General features: G+C 61.6%; 18 protein-coding genes and 2 tRNA genes. 16 read left to right on the plus strand and 4 right to left on the minus strand.

Annotated features, from left to right (window positions below; genetic code table 11):
- A partial coding sequence (locus tag E4662_RS24490) for a biotin/lipoyl-containing protein (RefSeq protein WP_168797845.1) occupies nucleotides 1-134 on the plus strand: 134 nt, incomplete at its 5' end.
- Between the two features lie 259 nt (nucleotides 135-393).
- A complete protein-coding gene (locus E4662_RS00010) occupies nucleotides 394-969 on the plus strand; it encodes a VPLPA-CTERM sorting domain-containing protein (protein WP_136439206.1) in 576 nt (191 codons plus the stop codon).
- 186 nt (nucleotides 970-1,155) lie between these two features.
- Here the strand turns inward: E4662_RS00010 and phaZ are convergent, their stop codons facing one another.
- Nucleotides 1,156-2,436, minus strand: a complete 1,281-nt coding sequence (gene phaZ, locus E4662_RS00015; RefSeq protein WP_136439207.1) for a polyhydroxyalkanoate depolymerase — start codon at nucleotides 2,434-2,436, stop codon at nucleotides 1,156-1,158.
- Nucleotides 2,437-2,560: 124 nt separating this feature from the next.
- Here phaZ and E4662_RS00020 point away from each other — a divergent pair, with 124 nt between their 5' ends.
- The 5 genes from E4662_RS00020 (at nucleotide 2,561) to hisB (ending at nucleotide 6,412) form a co-directional block, all read left to right on the plus strand.
- Nucleotides 2,561-4,360, plus strand: coding sequence for a PHA/PHB synthase family protein (locus E4662_RS00020; protein ID WP_136439208.1), 1,800 nt, complete (start codon nucleotides 2,561-2,563; stop codon nucleotides 4,358-4,360).
- A gap of 135 nt (nucleotides 4,361-4,495) precedes the next feature.
- Entirely contained in the window at nucleotides 4,496-4,945 is a 450-nt protein-coding gene (locus E4662_RS00025) for a phasin family protein (protein ID WP_136439209.1), read from the plus strand.
- 540 nt (nucleotides 4,946-5,485) lie between these two features.
- Nucleotides 5,486-5,560, plus strand: a tRNA-Gly gene (locus E4662_RS00030).
- A 70-nt stretch (nucleotides 5,561-5,630) separates the two neighbouring features.
- Nucleotides 5,631-5,705 (plus strand) — tRNA-Gly (locus E4662_RS00035).
- Between the two features lie 119 nt (nucleotides 5,706-5,824).
- A complete protein-coding gene (gene hisB, locus E4662_RS00040; protein ID WP_136439210.1) occupies nucleotides 5,825-6,412 on the plus strand; it encodes an imidazoleglycerol-phosphate dehydratase HisB in 588 nt (195 codons plus the stop codon).
- On the opposite strand, the gene E4662_RS00045 is transcribed toward hisB, so the two are convergent.
- Nucleotides 6,392-7,000, minus strand: coding sequence for a DUF2306 domain-containing protein (locus E4662_RS00045; RefSeq protein ID WP_136439211.1), 609 nt, complete (start codon nucleotides 6,998-7,000; stop codon nucleotides 6,392-6,394). The genes hisB and E4662_RS00045 overlap by 21 nt on opposite strands.
- Before the next feature lie 96 nt (nucleotides 7,001-7,096).
- On the opposite strand from E4662_RS00045, the gene E4662_RS00050 reads away from it, so the two are divergent.
- Together E4662_RS00050 and hisH are read left to right on the plus strand one after the other, a co-directional pair.
- On the plus strand, nucleotides 7,097-7,693 hold the full coding sequence (locus tag E4662_RS00050; RefSeq protein ID WP_136439212.1) for a TetR/AcrR family transcriptional regulator: 597 nt from the start codon (nucleotides 7,097-7,099) through the stop codon (nucleotides 7,691-7,693).
- Nucleotides 7,694-8,093: 400 nt separating this feature from the next.
- Nucleotides 8,094-8,729, plus strand: a complete 636-nt coding sequence (gene hisH / locus E4662_RS00055) for an imidazole glycerol phosphate synthase subunit HisH (protein ID WP_136439213.1) — start codon at nucleotides 8,094-8,096, stop codon at nucleotides 8,727-8,729.
- Between the two features lie 19 nt (nucleotides 8,730-8,748).
- Here the strand turns inward: hisH and E4662_RS00060 are convergent, their stop codons facing one another.
- Nucleotides 8,749-9,132: a DUF2147 domain-containing protein gene (locus E4662_RS00060; protein ID WP_136439214.1), complete on the minus strand. Its 384-nt coding sequence runs from the start codon at nucleotides 9,130-9,132 to the stop codon at nucleotides 8,749-8,751.
- A 266-nt stretch (nucleotides 9,133-9,398) separates the two neighbouring features.
- On the opposite strand from E4662_RS00060, the gene hisA reads away from it, so the two are divergent.
- From hisA to E4662_RS24260, 7 genes are all read left to right on the plus strand, one after another.
- Nucleotides 9,399-10,121 (plus strand): 1-(5-phosphoribosyl)-5-[(5-phosphoribosylamino)methylideneamino]imidazole-4-carboxamide isomerase, encoded by a 723-nt coding sequence (gene hisA, locus E4662_RS00065; protein ID WP_136439215.1) that lies wholly within the window; start codon nucleotides 9,399-9,401, stop codon nucleotides 10,119-10,121.
- 167 nt (nucleotides 10,122-10,288) lie between these two features.
- Entirely contained in the window at nucleotides 10,289-10,726 is a 438-nt protein-coding gene (locus E4662_RS00070; RefSeq protein ID WP_136439216.1) for a DUF2867 domain-containing protein, read from the plus strand.
- A 98-nt stretch (nucleotides 10,727-10,824) separates the two neighbouring features.
- A complete protein-coding gene (gene hisF, locus E4662_RS00075; RefSeq protein WP_136439217.1) occupies nucleotides 10,825-11,583 on the plus strand; it encodes an imidazole glycerol phosphate synthase subunit HisF in 759 nt (252 codons plus the stop codon).
- Nucleotides 11,580-11,999: a hypothetical protein gene (locus tag E4662_RS00080; RefSeq protein ID WP_136439218.1), complete on the plus strand. Its 420-nt coding sequence runs from the start codon at nucleotides 11,580-11,582 to the stop codon at nucleotides 11,997-11,999. Before hisF ends, E4662_RS00080 begins: the two co-directional genes overlap by 4 nt.
- Before the next feature lie 5 nt (nucleotides 12,000-12,004).
- Complete coding sequence (locus E4662_RS00085; RefSeq protein ID WP_136439219.1) at nucleotides 12,005-12,421, plus strand: hypothetical protein; 417 nt, start codon at nucleotides 12,005-12,007, stop codon at nucleotides 12,419-12,421.
- A complete protein-coding gene (locus tag E4662_RS00090) occupies nucleotides 12,418-12,726 on the plus strand; it encodes a phosphoribosyl-ATP diphosphatase (protein WP_136439220.1) in 309 nt (102 codons plus the stop codon). Before E4662_RS00085 ends, E4662_RS00090 begins: the two co-directional genes overlap by 4 nt.
- A gap of 106 nt (nucleotides 12,727-12,832) precedes the next feature.
- Complete coding sequence (locus E4662_RS24260; RefSeq protein WP_240705072.1) at nucleotides 12,833-13,501, plus strand: VPLPA-CTERM sorting domain-containing protein; 669 nt, start codon at nucleotides 12,833-12,835, stop codon at nucleotides 13,499-13,501.
- A gap of 66 nt (nucleotides 13,502-13,567) precedes the next feature.
- On the opposite strand, the gene E4662_RS00100 is transcribed toward E4662_RS24260, so the two are convergent.
- Nucleotides 13,568-14,035 carry a CoA-binding protein gene (locus E4662_RS00100; RefSeq protein ID WP_136439221.1) on the minus strand — a complete coding sequence of 156 codons (468 nt, stop codon included), beginning with the start codon at nucleotides 14,033-14,035 and terminating at the stop codon, nucleotides 13,568-13,570.
- Nucleotides 14,036-14,179: the final 144 nt, after the last annotated feature.

Below are 14,179 nucleotides of genomic sequence, written 5' to 3' on the forward strand. Positions count from 1 at the left end.
ACCTGCTGCTCACCATCGAAGCGATGAAAATGGAAACCGGCCTCCACGCCGAACGCGACGCAACCGTCAAAGCCCTAAACGTCACACCAGGCGCTCAAATCGACGCAAAAGACCTACTCATCGAGCTCGAGTGACAACAGGCGAATCTATCAAAACATCCCGGCCCGCAAATCCTGTTTTTGCGGGCCGGGAGACCGCAGGCTTCCCCAGCGGCACCCTCTAAAAGCCCCTGCTTTTCTTGACTTTCTCGCGTGGGTTGCATTTGGCATGTTTTTTGTGACGCAGGTCACATTCAGCCCGGTATTTGCCACGAAATCGACAGCTTTTCGTTGCCGCACCCCTCCCGAACCGTTACTCATTTATTAATCTTCGGAACCAAGGGATTTCGTATTCATGAAGCATTTTGTACTTTCTGCCACAGCCGCAGTTGCTCTGGCCGCCTCTGCGTTTACCGCAGACGCTTCAACGGTTAACGGCGTTCTCGACGGGACCGGTCTTCGCACCGACGGAGGAACTGTTTCTCTCGGTGCTTCTCTGTCCTTCATCACAACCGGAACCATCAGCTCCGGGGAATATGCCGGGTACACGCTGAGCAGCATTGACCCGCTGACGATGGCAACCGGTGCGGTCAATAACGGGGAATCCTTCTCTGCCAGCGATGGCATTGACTTCGTCACCTTCACGATCACAGACACTGCGGTCGCCTCGATCAATTCCAATGGCCCTGGCACGCCGGCTGGCTGGAGCCTCGCAGGATATGTGTCCGTGCTTGGCACCAACACCGGCCTGGCGCCGTCCGCGAGCTTCTCGCTGGCTGGTACAAGTGTCGAAGGTGCAGGTTTCACCTTCTTCATCCAGACCCCGCCGCAGGACTTCACCCCGCCGTCCGAAGTGCCGCTGCCCGCAGGCATGCCGCTTCTGCTTGGCGCTCTGGGTGGCCTCGCCTTCCTGCGCCGCAAGGCGAAGTAAAACGTCTGAGCTGATACGCTCGGTACAAGATCAAAAGGCCGGAGGCACCGCCCCCGGCCTTTTCTTTTGTGGGAGCAACAAGCTTTCCCCGCACCACCCGTTCGCCTTTGCAAACCTCAAGCCCCCGGAAAAACAAAACGGGGCCCGCAAAGGCCCCGTTTCTTGAATTAACCTTAGAAACCCGGATCAGGCTGCGTTGACGTTCGCCGCTTTCTTGCCCTTAGCCGGTTTCTTGTCACCTGCATTGCTGTCGATGAAGTCGAGCATCAGCGGGCGGATGTTGTTGCGCCAGCTCTTGCCCGCGAAGATACCGTAGTGACCAGCACCCGGCTCCACGTGAGAGGCCTTCATCTCGTCCGGCAGGCCGGTGCAGAGGTCAAGCGCGGCAATACACTGCCCCGGCGCGGTGATGTCGTCTTTCGCGCCTTCGACGGTCTTGATGGCGACATTGGTGATCTTGCCCATGTCGACCTTGTGGCCATCGACCACAAATTCGTTCTTGGCAATCTCGCACTTCTTGAAGATGCGCTCGACCGTCGACAGGTAGAACTCCGCCGGCATGTCCATGACCGCCAGGTATTCGTCATAAAAGCGGTTGTGCGCGTCGTGATCGGAGGCCTCATCACGGCACACGCGCAGGATCTGCTCCTGGAACGCCTTGGAGTGACGATCCGCGTTCATGCTCATGAAGGACGCCAGTTGCAGCAGGCCCGGATAGACCATCCGCCCCACGCCCTTGTACTTGAAACCGACGCGCTGGATCATCGTCTCTTCGAGCTGGCCCATGGTCACCCGTGCGCCAAAATCTGTCACATCGGTCTGAACCGCATCCGGGTTGATCGGCCCGCCGATCAGGGTCAGCGTGCGCGGCTGTGCCGCAGGGTCAAGCTCGGCGAGATACGCCGTTGCGGCGAGCGTCAGCGGCGCAGGCTGGCAGACCGCAACCACGTTTGTGTCCGGCCCCAGATGGCGCATGAAGTCCATCAGGTAGAGCGTGTAATCCTCGATATCGAACTTGCCCGCAGACACCGGAATGTCCCGCGCGTTGTGCCAATCGGTGATGTAAACCTCGCAGTTCACCAGCAGCGATTTTACCGTGGAGCGCAGCAGCGTGGCATAGTGACCGGACATCGGCGCAACCAGAAGGATCTTGCGCGGCTGTTCTTCGCGGCCCGTCACGTTGAAGTGGATCAGATCGCCAAACGGCTTTTCCACAACAGTTTCAATGCTTACGAGGTGGTCTTTGCCGTCGTCGCAGGTGAAGCTGCGAATGCCCCAGTCCGGCTTCACGACCATCCGCTCGAACGTGCGTTCCGTCACCTGACCCCAGGCCGCCATCCAGGCCAGACCCGGGTTCGGGATCGCGGCGAAGGCCGGATAGGAGGCCATGGTCTTCGCCGTTGCACCAAGCCATTGGCTGGTGTTCCGGAAGGTCTCCATCATATCATAGGTCGCCATGTAGCGCATGGGCTCTGCTCCTTCACGTTGTCTGCCCCCCGACATTTTCGCGTCAGTCGAGCCATTTCGCCGCTTTGCCTCCCGTCAAAGGCGGCGTTATCGTAGGGGAAGATCATAGGGGGGAATCGTTAACATGACAACGAACACTGAAGTCGCAGGCGAAAATCGCGAAAAACTCGAGGCAAATCTGGCCCGTGTCGAGGAGTTGCAGCAACGATTGATCTCCGCGATTTCCAAGCGCAAGCCCACCCCGCAGGCTCTGAACGGTCCCGAAAACGAATTCTATTCCAAGGCTGCACAGGCCTATTTTCAGGAATGGATGACCAATCCGGCCAAGGTTCTGGAACATCAGGTCGAATACTGGGGCAAGACGCTGACGCATTTTGTCGAAGCCCAGCAAACCCTCGCCCGTGGTCAACTCAAAGCCCCCGAGAACCCCGGCCCCCAGGATCGACGCTTCAAGAACCCGCTTTGGGATTCGCACCCCTATTTCAATTTCGTCAAGCAACAGTACCTGATCAACGCCAACGCGATTCGGGAAGGGATCGAGAAACTCGAAGAGCTGGACGATGTCGAGAAAAGGCGCCTGCGCTACTTCTCGCAACAGATCGTCGACATGCTCGCCCCCACGAACTTTCTCGCCACCAACCCCGATGCGCTGATGAAAGCGGTGGAAACCGAAGGCGAAAGCCTCGTGCGCGGGCTGGAGAACCTCGTCTCCGATCTCGAAGCCAACAACGGCGAGATGCTCGTCCGCCTCGCGGATGAAAGCGCTTTCTCCATCGGCGAGAACATCGCCACCGCTGAAGGCGAGGTGATTTTCCGCAATCGTATGATGGAAGTGATCCAGTACAAGCCAACCACGGAAAAAGTGCACGAAACCCCCATCGTGCTTTTCCCGCCCTGGATCAACAAATTCTACATTCTCGACCTCAAGCCTCAAAACAGCCTGATCCGCTGGGTTGTTGATCAGGGTTACACGCTCTTCGTGGTCAGCTGGATCAACCCGGACGCCTCTTATGCGGACATCGGTCTCGAAGAGTATGTCGAAGAAGGCTACCTCAAGGCGATCGGGGTCGCCAAAGAGGTCTGCGAAGTCGATAAGGTCAACGCGGTGGGCTACTGCATCGCGGGCACAACCCTGTCGCTCACCCTGTCCCTGATGAAGAAGCGCGGCGACAAATCGGTCAAATCCGCCACCTTCTTCACCGCGCTCACCGATTTCTCGGATCAGGGGGAGTTCACCCCTTTCCTGCAGAATGACTTTGCCGACGGCATCGAGCAGGAAATCGAACAGGAAGGCATCCTGCCCTCCTTCATCATGGCGCGCACCTTCAGTTACCTGCGGTCCAATGACCTGATCTACGGGCCCGCCATCCGCCACTACATGATGGGCGAGACACCCCCGGCCTTCGACCTGCTCTACTGGAACGGCGATGGCGCGAACCTGCCCGGCAAGATGTTCAAGGATTACCTGCGCGCCCTGTGCCAGCGCAACGAGTTCGCCGAAGGGACGTTCGAATTCCTGGGCGAGACCCTGTCGGTGAAGGACGTGGACGTGCCCCTGATGTCCATCGCAACTGAAACGGACCACATCACCGCCGCCCGCGACGTCTTTCGCGGCGTGCAGATGATGGGCTCCAAGAACAAGCAGTTCGTGCTGGGCGAATCCGGCCACATCGCCGGGATCGTCAACCCGCCGACCAAGAACAAGTACGGCCACTACGTCAATGATGACCTGTCGCTCGACTTCGATGCGTGGAAGGAAACCGGCGAGAAGCACGAAGGCTCCTGGTGGCCGCATTGGGAAGCCTGGCTGCGCAAGCGTTCGGGCAAGAAAGTCCCGGCCCGCGTGCCCGGCGATTCGCCTTACAAGAGCCTCTGCCCTGCACCGGGAACCTATGTCGCGATCAAAGCCCGCGATCAAATCTGATAGAAATCAGCGACTTGCCGATTTTTTCTGCGGTGCAGCAAATAATTCTTGAAATGCTGCACCGCAGAATGCATATTCTTCTCAACAGCACGGAAAGAGGGGTGGGCCCTCGCTGTACAGAAAAGGATAAGCAAGATGGCAAAAGCACAAGATTTCACCGGCATGTTCAAAGACATGATGGGCTCCTTCCCGGTCGACACCAAGGCCATGGAAGACGCATTCAAGACCTCCGCAACCATGAACGAGAAGCTCGCTTCCGTCGCTCTGGAAGCCGCTGAGAAGTCCTCCGAGATCTCCTCCAAGTGGACCAAGGACACGCTCGCCAAGATGGCCGACCTGTCCAAAGCCAAAGCCGAGCCGGCAGACTACGCCAAGTCCGTGACCGACTTCGCGTCCGCTCAGGCTGAAGTTGCCGCCGAAAACATGGCAGCCTTCGCTGAGATCGCCAAAAAAGTTCAGATGGACACCGTCGAGCTGATGATGGCCGCTGGCAAAGACTTCTCCGAAGACGCAACCGCAGCCGTCAAGAAAGCCACCGACGAGCTGACCGCGACCGCGAAAAAAGCGACCGCAGCTGCGAAGTAAGTAAGTAAGTCATCGCCTCCACTCCTCCCCGGAGGCGATACCAGGATTTGCGCCTTCTCCTCCCATTTCGGCGCAATATCCTAGGGCGGGTACCGCAAGGTATCCGCCCTTTTTTCGTCTGCGTTTTTCTCCGAAAAAACGCAGACGGTGGCAAAGTCGCACTTTCTCAAAGAAAGTGTCGACGCCACACCCCGAGCATTCCGGGCGCGGCGCTCCCAAGCCCCGTCTTTTTCGACGAGTGGGCAAGGTCGCAGTTTTCACCGAAAACTGTCGACGCCCACACCATGAGCATTCCAGGCGCAGCGCTTGCCACCGGCCCAAACGCTCACGGACCCCCAAAACCGCCCTGCCTTCACTCCACACATTCCAGGCACTCGCTCTGCCCCGCGCCAAGTTCCGTCCACGGAACTTGCAAAAGTCTTCGAAGACTTTTGTCCCCAGCGCCTCACCGCCGCTCCTGGAAAAATTCCTCGAAAAACCCGAAATTCCCTCTTGCGCCCATCCGCCCCCAAGGCTAAATCCGCCGTCACCAACTGGTACGCGGGCGTAGCTCAGGGGTAGAGCATAACCTTGCCAAGGTTAGGGTCGGGCGTTCGAATCGCCTCGCCCGCTCCAGTTCGGTCAATTTCGGGATGCGCCGCCTACCCAGCGGAACCGCCGAAACGGGCCAAGACGAAAATGGTTTGCGGGCGTAGCTCAGGGGTAGAGCATAACCTTGCCAAGGTTAGGGTCGGGCGTTCGAATCGCCTCGCCCGCTCCATTTTCCTCCCACCCATCCAGAACAGCAGAGCAACAGGTTGCACAGCGCCGCTCCGTGCCCTCTTCCCCCCTTGCCGTCCCGCGCCTATAAGGCCCTCGATTGCCAAGGAGAAGACCGCGATGCGCACCGCCACCGTAAGCCGCAAGACAGCCGAGACCGCGATTGAGGTCACCGTCAACCTCGACGGCACCGGCGTCTATGACAATTTGACCGGCGTCGGCTTCTTCGATCACATGTTGGACCAGCTCTCGCGCCACTCGCTCATTGATATGACCATCCGCGCGACAGGTGATCTGCACATCGACGATCACCACACCGTCGAGGACACCGGCATCGCCATCGGGCAAGCGCTGGTCGAGGCTCTGGGTGACAAAAAAGGCATCCGCCGCTACGGCGAATGCCACTTGCCGATGGATGACACGCAGGTGCGCGCGGCGCTCGACTTGTCGAACCGGCCGTTCCTTGTGTGGAACGTGGATTTCCCCACACACAAGATCGGCACGTTCGACACGGAACTGGTGCGCGAGTTCTTTCAGGCGCTGGCGACCAATGGCGGCATCACGCTGCACATCGACCAGTTGCACGGCTTCAACTCGCACCACATCGCCGAGGCCGCTTTCAAGGCCGTCGCCCGCGCCCTGCGCATGGCGGTCGAGCCGGACCCGCGCGTGGCGGACAAGCTGCCGTCAACCAAGGGCGCCCTGTAAAGGGCGCTCTCGCAGCAGAACCCACTCCGCGATCAGCAGGTTCGGCACCCAACACAGCCAGGCGACGATCAGGTAGCCTGTTTCAAACCCGAAGCCCATGCCAAGGAACGGCATGTAGACGCGCAGCGTGACCGCTGCAAAGGTCAGCGCCGCTGAACGGATCATCCAGCGGCGGTGCTCTGCGATGCGCTTCATCATGGCCAATCGCACAGCCTGCACCGTGGTCCCGACCCAAAGCACCGCCAGGATCCCAAATCCCCAGCCCGCCACCGGGCCAAACACCGTGCCGGCGGCCAGCACTAGCCCCGCCACGCCGGACAGCACAATCGCCAGGGCATAGACTCGCCCCATCCAGCGATGCAGCGCCGGGCGGCGCATCCGGAACCGCGTGGAAAACTGGAACGGCATAAGCGCCAGTGCCACCGGGGCGAGCCCGATATGCGCATAGAGCGCCAGCGCTTGGCCATCGAGGAAATGCGCCATGTGCGGCATCCCCGCCTCGACCCCCAGCACCAGAAAGCGCCACGATACGAGCGCCACCAAAAGCGACAGCCCCCAGAACAGATATCCTCTTATGCGCAGAACCATAACGCCCCTCCTTGCCGAATCTTGACAGTGTAAACTTGACACTGTCATATAGACATGGACTTGACGCCGTCAAGTTTCTCATCGAAGACAGGATCCATGGAGTTGACCAAGGAAAAATCACGCCACCACCACGGCAACCTGCAGGCCGCTCTTGTCGAGGCCGGGATCTCGATAATCCGCGCAGATGGCCTCGAGGCTTTGTCCTTGCGCAAATGCGCCGCCATGGCCGGCGTCTCTCACGCCGCGCCCGCGCATCACTTCGGCAATCTCGACGGTCTGAAACAGGCCATCGCGCAGGAAGCCTTTGCACGCTTCACGCAATTCATGCGCAGCCATGCAGACGCCGGGGACGACACGCCCCGCGCTCGGCTGCATGGTATTTGCCTTGGCTATCTCGCCTTCGCGCGCGCCGAGCCCGCGCTCTACGCGATGATCTTCTGCTACACGCCCAATACGCCGCCTGCGGACAAAGGCCCGAACGATATCGCCCGAGACCGAACCCGCGGCCCCGCCTACCAGCTCCTGCGCGAGACCTGCGCGCCTTTTGTTCCAGCGGGCACCGATCCGGTGGTGATCGAAACGCAGGTCTGGTCTCTCGTGCACGGCTTCGCCCTGCTCTGCCAACACGGCCGCCTCGGCCCCGAGCCGCCCTCCGATGAGACCGTGCTCGCCATGCTCGACCGGATCGGTTGACCACGCGAAAGGCCGGTGCGGGAATAGGGTTGGCCTTGAGCGGCCGTTCATCTCACCCCAGGCGCGGAATCAAGGCCGCAGGCCGCCGCGCCCATCGACGGGCCGTCCCCACGGCACGGCGATTGGGTTGATGCTGGGAACTACACCGGCCTAGCGCGCCAGTTTCTGAGATAAATCGAGGGGATCAGAAGGAGGATCGCCGTACCACGGCCCGTCGATGGCGCGGCTTGTGCGCTGAGCATGAGGTCCCGGATAAAGTCCGGGACGGGGTAGGCTCAATGTCCGCTCAAGGCCAATACCTCCCCCTCCATACACCCGCGCCCAGACCCATGTTGACATTCCCCCGGTTTCACGCGACCCACGGGCGCAATCCCAAGGCCGACCAAGGAGGCACCCTGCCATGCTCACAGCGATCATCGACTATGAAAGCGGCAACCTGCACTCCGCCGAAAAGGCCTTCCAGAAAATGGCGCAGGAAACCGGCGGCGCGGAAGTGCGTGTGACCACCGACCCGGACGTGGTCGCCAAAGCCGATCACATCGTCCTGCCCGGCGACGGCGCCTTTCCCGCCTGCGCCAGGGCGCTGCGCGCCTCCGGCTGCTTTGATGCGATGATCGAAGCGGTCGAAACCCGCGGCCGCCCGTTCCTCGGGATCTGTGTCGGCATGCAGCTGATGGCCCGCAAAGGCCACGAATACGAAGATACCGACGGGCTTGGCTGGATCGACGGCGAAGTCTCCGCCATCTCGCCGCGCGATGCGGCGCTGAAAGTCCCGCATATGGGCTGGAACGATCTGGTCATCGACAGCGCCCACCCGGTGCTGGACGGGCTGAAAACCGGCGATCACGCCTATTTCGTCCACTCCTACCAGATGGCCATGACGGACCCGTCCCAGCGCATCGCGCATGTGGACTACGGCGGCGATGTCACGGCAATTGTCGGGCGGGACACCATGCTTGGCCTGCAGTTCCACCCGGAGAAAAGCGCCGGAGCAGGCCTGCGCATGATCGCCAACTTCCTCAGCTGGCGACCATGATATCCTTGTCAGCCGGGCCTTAGCGAATCCGGCTCCAGGTCTGGCTCGAACAGAGCAAACCACCCGCCACGCAGCCCGACAGTTTCAGGCTGTTGCCACTGAGTTGCATCTTGCCGGTGTAGATCTTGTTGTTCGACGGACGCCAGACCTTGCCCTTGTAGGCACCGCCCCCCTGCGGCGCCATGCTGCGCACCAACTGTTTGCCCTTGTTCGGGGAATTGTACTCGCCCGACGCATTGAACGTCCGGCTGATGACACCGCAGACATTTGCGCCGCACGGGCTGATCGTCACATGCGCATAGGCCCCGTCATCCACCTGCGTCTTCCAGGTGCCCACGGCCGGATCCGCGCTCGCCATCCCCGCGAGAGCGATCAGCCCCGCCGCCAGAAGTGTCGTCTTCATCTTTATCTCCTCCCTGAGTGTCCGGGCAGCTTGGCGCAGGCGGCTTCTCCCGATCAAGATTGACGTAACGGCGCGCCGCGTCATGACGTTACAGCATTTTCGCGCCCTCCGGTGCTCCCGCTCCGCCTGACGTACTCAAAACCAGCCCCAAAACCCGCGAAAAGATGCCCTTCGATCCCGCATTTTGACGCGGTGCAGCATGAATGGTTGCACCAAAGGCCACGTCAGACTAAGGGGCTGTCAAGACTTCCAAAAGGATGGGCGAGATGATCCTGTATCCCGCGATTGACCTCAAAGACGGCAAGGCCGTCCGCCTGCTTCGGGGCGACATGGACAAGGCCACCGTGTTCAACGACGATCCCGCCGCGCAGGCGCTGGAGTTTGTTGCGGCTGGCTGCGAATGGCTGCACCTCGTCGATCTCAACGGCGCGTTCGCCGGCGAGCCGGTGAACGGCGCAGCGGTCGAAGCGATCCTCTCGCAGACCCGGACACCGGCGCAACTCGGCGGCGGCATCCGCGACATGGCAACCATCGAGATGTGGCTCTCCAAAGGCCTCGCTCGCGTAATCCTCGGCACCGTTGCAGTCGAAAACCCGGCGCTGGTGCGCGAAGCCGCAGCGGCCTTCCCGGGCAAGATCGCCGTCGGCATTGACGCCAAGGACGGCCGCGTGGCCACCAAGGGCTGGGCCGAAGTCACGGACGTGGACGCAGTCGAGCTGGCAAAATCCTATGAAGACGCCGGCGTCGCGGCGATCATCTACACCGACATCAACCGCGATGGCGCGATGCAGGGGCCAAATGTCGACGCCACGGCAGCGCTGGCCCGTGCTGTCACCATCCCGGTCATCGCCTCGGGCGGCGTTTCGTCTCTCAAGGATATCAAAGCCCTGCGCGACTGCGACGCATCGCTGAACGGCGCGATCTCCGGACGGGCGCTCTACGACGGCGCATTGGACCTGAAAGAAGCCATCAAGGCGCTGCGCGGCTAACCCGCACCCACTACAGAGGATTTGCGCCGGGTCTGTGACCCGTCGCCACGCGGGGGCGCGGCCTGTCGGCCGCGCCCCCGTCCGCATCCGATCTGCGACATCGCTTCCCTTGCCCGCCCTCTTTGGCAGTGCTTCACTGATAGCGCGAACAGATCATAGGTGCGCTCATGCCGATCACCAAAACCCGCTTCCCCGAAACGGCCAATCTCTGGACCCACGCCCAGCCCGGCGACTTCGTCGACGGCTACGCCGTGCGCTCGGACCTGCCCCTGAAAGACGCCCTGACCAAAGCCCTGCGCCTGCCCGGCTGGGCCAACGCGCTGCTATCCCTGCGCAACCTCCTCGTGGCCCCGCTCGGCCTGAAAACCGGGCCCACCGACAGCGACGCGATCTTCCCGGTCACCTACGAGACAGAGCAGGAAATCAACATCGGCATCAACGATCGCCACCTCGACTTCCGCATCGGCCTCGCGCGCCAGGGCGAGATGATCCACATGGCCACTTGGGTCCACCCCCACAACCTTTTCGGCCGCGCCTACCTGATCCTGGTCATGCCCTTCCATATCCTGATCACCCGCACCGCCCTGCGCCGACTGACAGCATAACCGCCCCCATACGGACCCTGTCTTCTTCTCTGTCAAAATATCCACATTCCGCCGCTACCACCTTCACAACGCCCCCGCTTTCGCGCTACCTCAGCGACATGTTGAAAACCCGCATCATCCCCTGTCTCGACGTCGCCGATGGCCGTGTGGTCAAAGGCGTCAATTTCGTTGATCTGGTCGACGCCGGCGATCCCGTCGATGCCGCCCGCGCCTATGATGCCGCCGGGGCGGACGAGATCTGCTTTCTCGACATCCACGCGACCCACGAAAACCGTGGCACCATGTTTGATGTGGTCACCCGCACCGCCGAGCAATGTTTCATCCCGCTGACCGTCGGCGGCGGCGTGCGCACCGTTGCCGATGTGCGGGCGCTGCTGCTCGCCGGGGCCGACAAGGTCAGCTTCAACTCCGCCGCCGTGGCCAACCCCGATGTGGTGGCCGAGGCCGCCGATCACTTCGGCAGCCAGTGCATCGTCTGTGCCATCGACGCCAAAACCGTCTCCCCCGGCAAATGGGAGATCTTCACCCACGGCGGGCGCAAACCCACCGGCATCGACGCCGTGGAATTTGCCACCATGATCGCCGCGAAGGGCGCAGGTGAAATCCTGCTCACCTCCATGGACCGCGACGGCACGAAGTCCGGCTTCAACCTGCCCCTGACGCGCGCCATCGCCGATGCGGTCAGCATCCCGGTCATTGCCTCGGGCGGCGTGGGCGAACTTGACCACCTCGTCGAGGGCGTCACCGAAGGCCACGCCTCCGCCGTGCTGGCCGCCTCGATCTTCCACTTCGGCACCTACACCATCGCCGAAGCCAAGGCCCATATGGCCGCTGCGGGCGTGCCGGTCCGGCTGTGAGCGCCGCAGGCACCTCTGACGGCAGCAATGTCGTGGTGCGTGAAGGCGCGGTCGAAGAGACCACCTGCAAACGCACCGGCAAACCTGTCACCATCGTCACCGGTCATCTCGACGTGGGCGACATGTCCGCCGGATGGTACACCGTCGCTGTCACCCATGGAGCCACGGACCAACTGCCGCTGCTGCGGCTCTACATCGGCGATTGGTCCGAGACGGCCGGCCCGCAGGAACGCTGGGGCATCCGCATGGGGATCGACCGCGACGGCGCGCATGTGGTGGACTGGCCGGAGGCGGACATCACTGAGGCCACCCCGATCTTCACCCCGCTCAGCCGCGCCCAGATCCTCGGCACGCCCATGGAAGCGCAGATCTGGACCCTGACAAACCGCATCCTGACCCGCGATTCCCGCCTGTAAGCGCCATGGACTGGGAGGCCATCACCGTCGAAGAGACCGCGTCCCTCACACGAACTCCCTGTGAATGCTGCGGAAAAACGACCCTGCAGGCAGACGGAGACCTGCATCACGGCAACGTCTGGATCAGTTGCTACTCGGTTCGCTGGTCGAACTGCTCTGATGCCCCGCCGCCGCTCCTGACGGTCTATGTGGGTGACGGGTCAGACGGCGCGCGGGCCGATCAACGCTGGGCGATCCGCTCATATTGGCGCAGCGAAGGGCTCGGGCTTGACGACTGGTCCGCCGAAGAGCGCGCCGCGATCACGCTCTTCACGCTGCTGGATCGCGAAGATGTACTCGACACGCCCTTTGCCACGGAATACTGGTCCATGATCGACGCCATCATCATGAAAGACAGCCGGTTGGAGGCCCTACGCGCATGACCCTCGAAGAGCTCGAACAGATCGTCGCCACCCGCGCCGCCGCCTCCCCGGACGAGTCGTGGACCGCCAAGCTGCTGGCCAAAGGCCCGGAGAAATGCGCCGAGAAGTTTGGCGAAGAGGCGGTGGAGGCCATCATCGAAGCCATCAAGGACGACCGCGAAAAGCTCGCCTGCGAAGCCGCGGACGTGCTCTTCCACCTGCTCGTCATGCTCAAATCCCGCGACGTGCCCCTTTCGGCGGTCATGGCGGTACTGGCGGGGCGGCAAAGCCAATCCGGCCTCGCGGAAAAAGCCTCGCGCGCGTGAGGCGCGGTCCACTCCCGCTATACGGGCACAGCACACAGAAACTTGAAAACAAGGGCGACGCAGGGTAAACACTTCGCAAATTTTATTTGCCTCCGGGGATTATTCCATGCGTCGCACCGCGCTTTCTCTCGCTGCCCTTGCGTTTTCCGCCACAACCGCCACGGCCGTGCCCGTGTCCTATTCGGTGAACTTCACCTACCCCGGCGCCCAGTATTACTGCGTCGGCTGCGGCGGCGCATATGGTCCGCCCACCACGGCCGGCGGCACGCTTTCCGGCAGTTTCACACTGGACGGCTCTCTGACCGGGACCGACATCTTCACCGACTTCAACTTCACCAGCGGCATTCCTGAAAACGTCGAGCCTTTCGTTGGCATGCCCGAACAGGTGGTCAGCTACACCTTCGGGGACCCTTACGTCACCATCTCCGATCTTGGCGGCGGCAGCTTCTCGATCCGCAACCACTATGGTCATTCAGGTTTCCTGGACAGCGAAGGCTGGGTGTCGATTCTCTACATGACCTTTGCGGATATGGGAGATATCGGAACGTCAGAGCTGGAGGTGGACTTCAACGAACTGTTCCGCCTGCGCGGCTATACCGGGTTCGGCTACTATGGCCACACCTTCCGCGAAGACAGCCGTGGCCAGAACGTCGGACCATCGGTCGATTCCGCCGCCTCCGCCACGCTGATCTCCGCCGTGCCTCTGCCCGCTGGCGGGCTGCTGCTGCTCACCGGTCTGGGTGCCATTGGCCTGATGCGGCGCAAAAAGGTCTGATCCGGGCGGGCCAAATTCCATCCATGGAATTTGCAAGGTCCGTCCACGGACCTTCACCGCGCAGGCTCAGAGCTTTGACGAAATCACCCCGGTGTTAAAACCGCCCATGCGCAGCTCGCCGAACAGGCGTTGATATTCGATCTTGGGGCAGCGGTTCTGGATCACGTCCACCCCGCGCGCCTCCGCCATCGCCGCCGCTTCGGCGTTCTCAACGCCGATCTGCATCCAGACCGTCCTGAGCCCGTCAAAACAGTCCAGCGCCTCTTCGACGATGGGCGGCACGTGTTCGGAGCGGCGGAAGATATCGACCATATCGACATCCTTCGGGCAGTCCTGCAATGACGCCCGTACCTCTTGTCCAAACAGCATCTTGCCCGCGTGGCCCGGATTCACCGGGATCGCCGTGAAGCCTTTCAGCGACAGGTAACGCGCCACGTAGTAACTCGGGCGCACAGGGTTCATCGACACGCCCACAACGGCGATGGTTTTGGTGCGGGTCAGGATCTTTTTCAGAAAGGCGTCAGAATAGCTCATGCGCCGACTTTAGGTCGCGAGACGAGCGATTGCACTATCGCGTTTCGAGAAAAGAAAAAGCGCCCGGGGCAACCCCGGGCGCCAGTCACGGAACGAGGGACAGTGAAGACAACGCGGGGGTTCCGGCCCCGCGATGGTACAAAT

The organism is Pacificoceanicola onchidii (genome assembly GCF_004804335.1).
In the GTDB taxonomy this organism is placed as follows: domain Bacteria; phylum Pseudomonadota; class Alphaproteobacteria; order Rhodobacterales; family Rhodobacteraceae; genus Pacificoceanicola; species Pacificoceanicola onchidii.

Excerpts from the sequence above, each read along its gene's own strand:
- E4662_RS00060 (WP_136439214.1), bottom strand. The coding sequence starts at position 9,132 with ATGAAGACGACACTTCTGGCGGCGGGGCTGATCGCTCTCGCGGGGATG.
- E4662_RS00025 (WP_136439209.1), top strand. The coding sequence starts at position 4,496 with ATGGCAAAAGCACAAGATTTCACCGGCATGTTCAAAGACATGATGGGC.
- hisA (WP_136439215.1), top strand. The coding sequence starts at position 9,399 with ATGATCCTGTATCCCGCGATTGACCTCAAAGACGGCAAGGCCGTCCGC.
- hisF (WP_136439217.1), top strand. The coding sequence starts at position 10,825 with ATGTTGAAAACCCGCATCATCCCCTGTCTCGACGTCGCCGATGGCCGT.
- E4662_RS00050 (WP_136439212.1), top strand. The coding sequence starts at position 7,097 with ATGGAGTTGACCAAGGAAAAATCACGCCACCACCACGGCAACCTGCAG.
- phaZ (WP_136439207.1), bottom strand. The coding sequence starts at position 2,436 with ATGCGCTACATGGCGACCTATGATATGATGGAGACCTTCCGGAACACC.
- hisB (WP_136439210.1), top strand. The coding sequence starts at position 5,825 with ATGCGCACCGCCACCGTAAGCCGCAAGACAGCCGAGACCGCGATTGAG.
- E4662_RS00090 (WP_136439220.1), top strand. The coding sequence starts at position 12,418 with ATGACCCTCGAAGAGCTCGAACAGATCGTCGCCACCCGCGCCGCCGCC.
- E4662_RS00085 (WP_136439219.1), top strand. The coding sequence starts at position 12,005 with ATGGACTGGGAGGCCATCACCGTCGAAGAGACCGCGTCCCTCACACGA.
- E4662_RS00070 (WP_136439216.1), top strand. The coding sequence starts at position 10,289 with ATGCCGATCACCAAAACCCGCTTCCCCGAAACGGCCAATCTCTGGACC.
- E4662_RS00020 (WP_136439208.1), top strand. The coding sequence starts at position 2,561 with ATGACAACGAACACTGAAGTCGCAGGCGAAAATCGCGAAAAACTCGAG.
- E4662_RS00100 (WP_136439221.1), bottom strand. The coding sequence starts at position 14,035 with ATGAGCTATTCTGACGCCTTTCTGAAAAAGATCCTGACCCGCACCAAA.
- E4662_RS00045 (WP_136439211.1), bottom strand. The coding sequence starts at position 7,000 with ATGGTTCTGCGCATAAGAGGATATCTGTTCTGGGGGCTGTCGCTTTTG.
- hisH (WP_136439213.1), top strand. The coding sequence starts at position 8,094 with ATGCTCACAGCGATCATCGACTATGAAAGCGGCAACCTGCACTCCGCC.
- E4662_RS24260 (WP_240705072.1), top strand. The coding sequence starts at position 12,833 with ATGCGTCGCACCGCGCTTTCTCTCGCTGCCCTTGCGTTTTCCGCCACA.
- E4662_RS00010 (WP_136439206.1), top strand. The coding sequence starts at position 394 with ATGAAGCATTTTGTACTTTCTGCCACAGCCGCAGTTGCTCTGGCCGCC.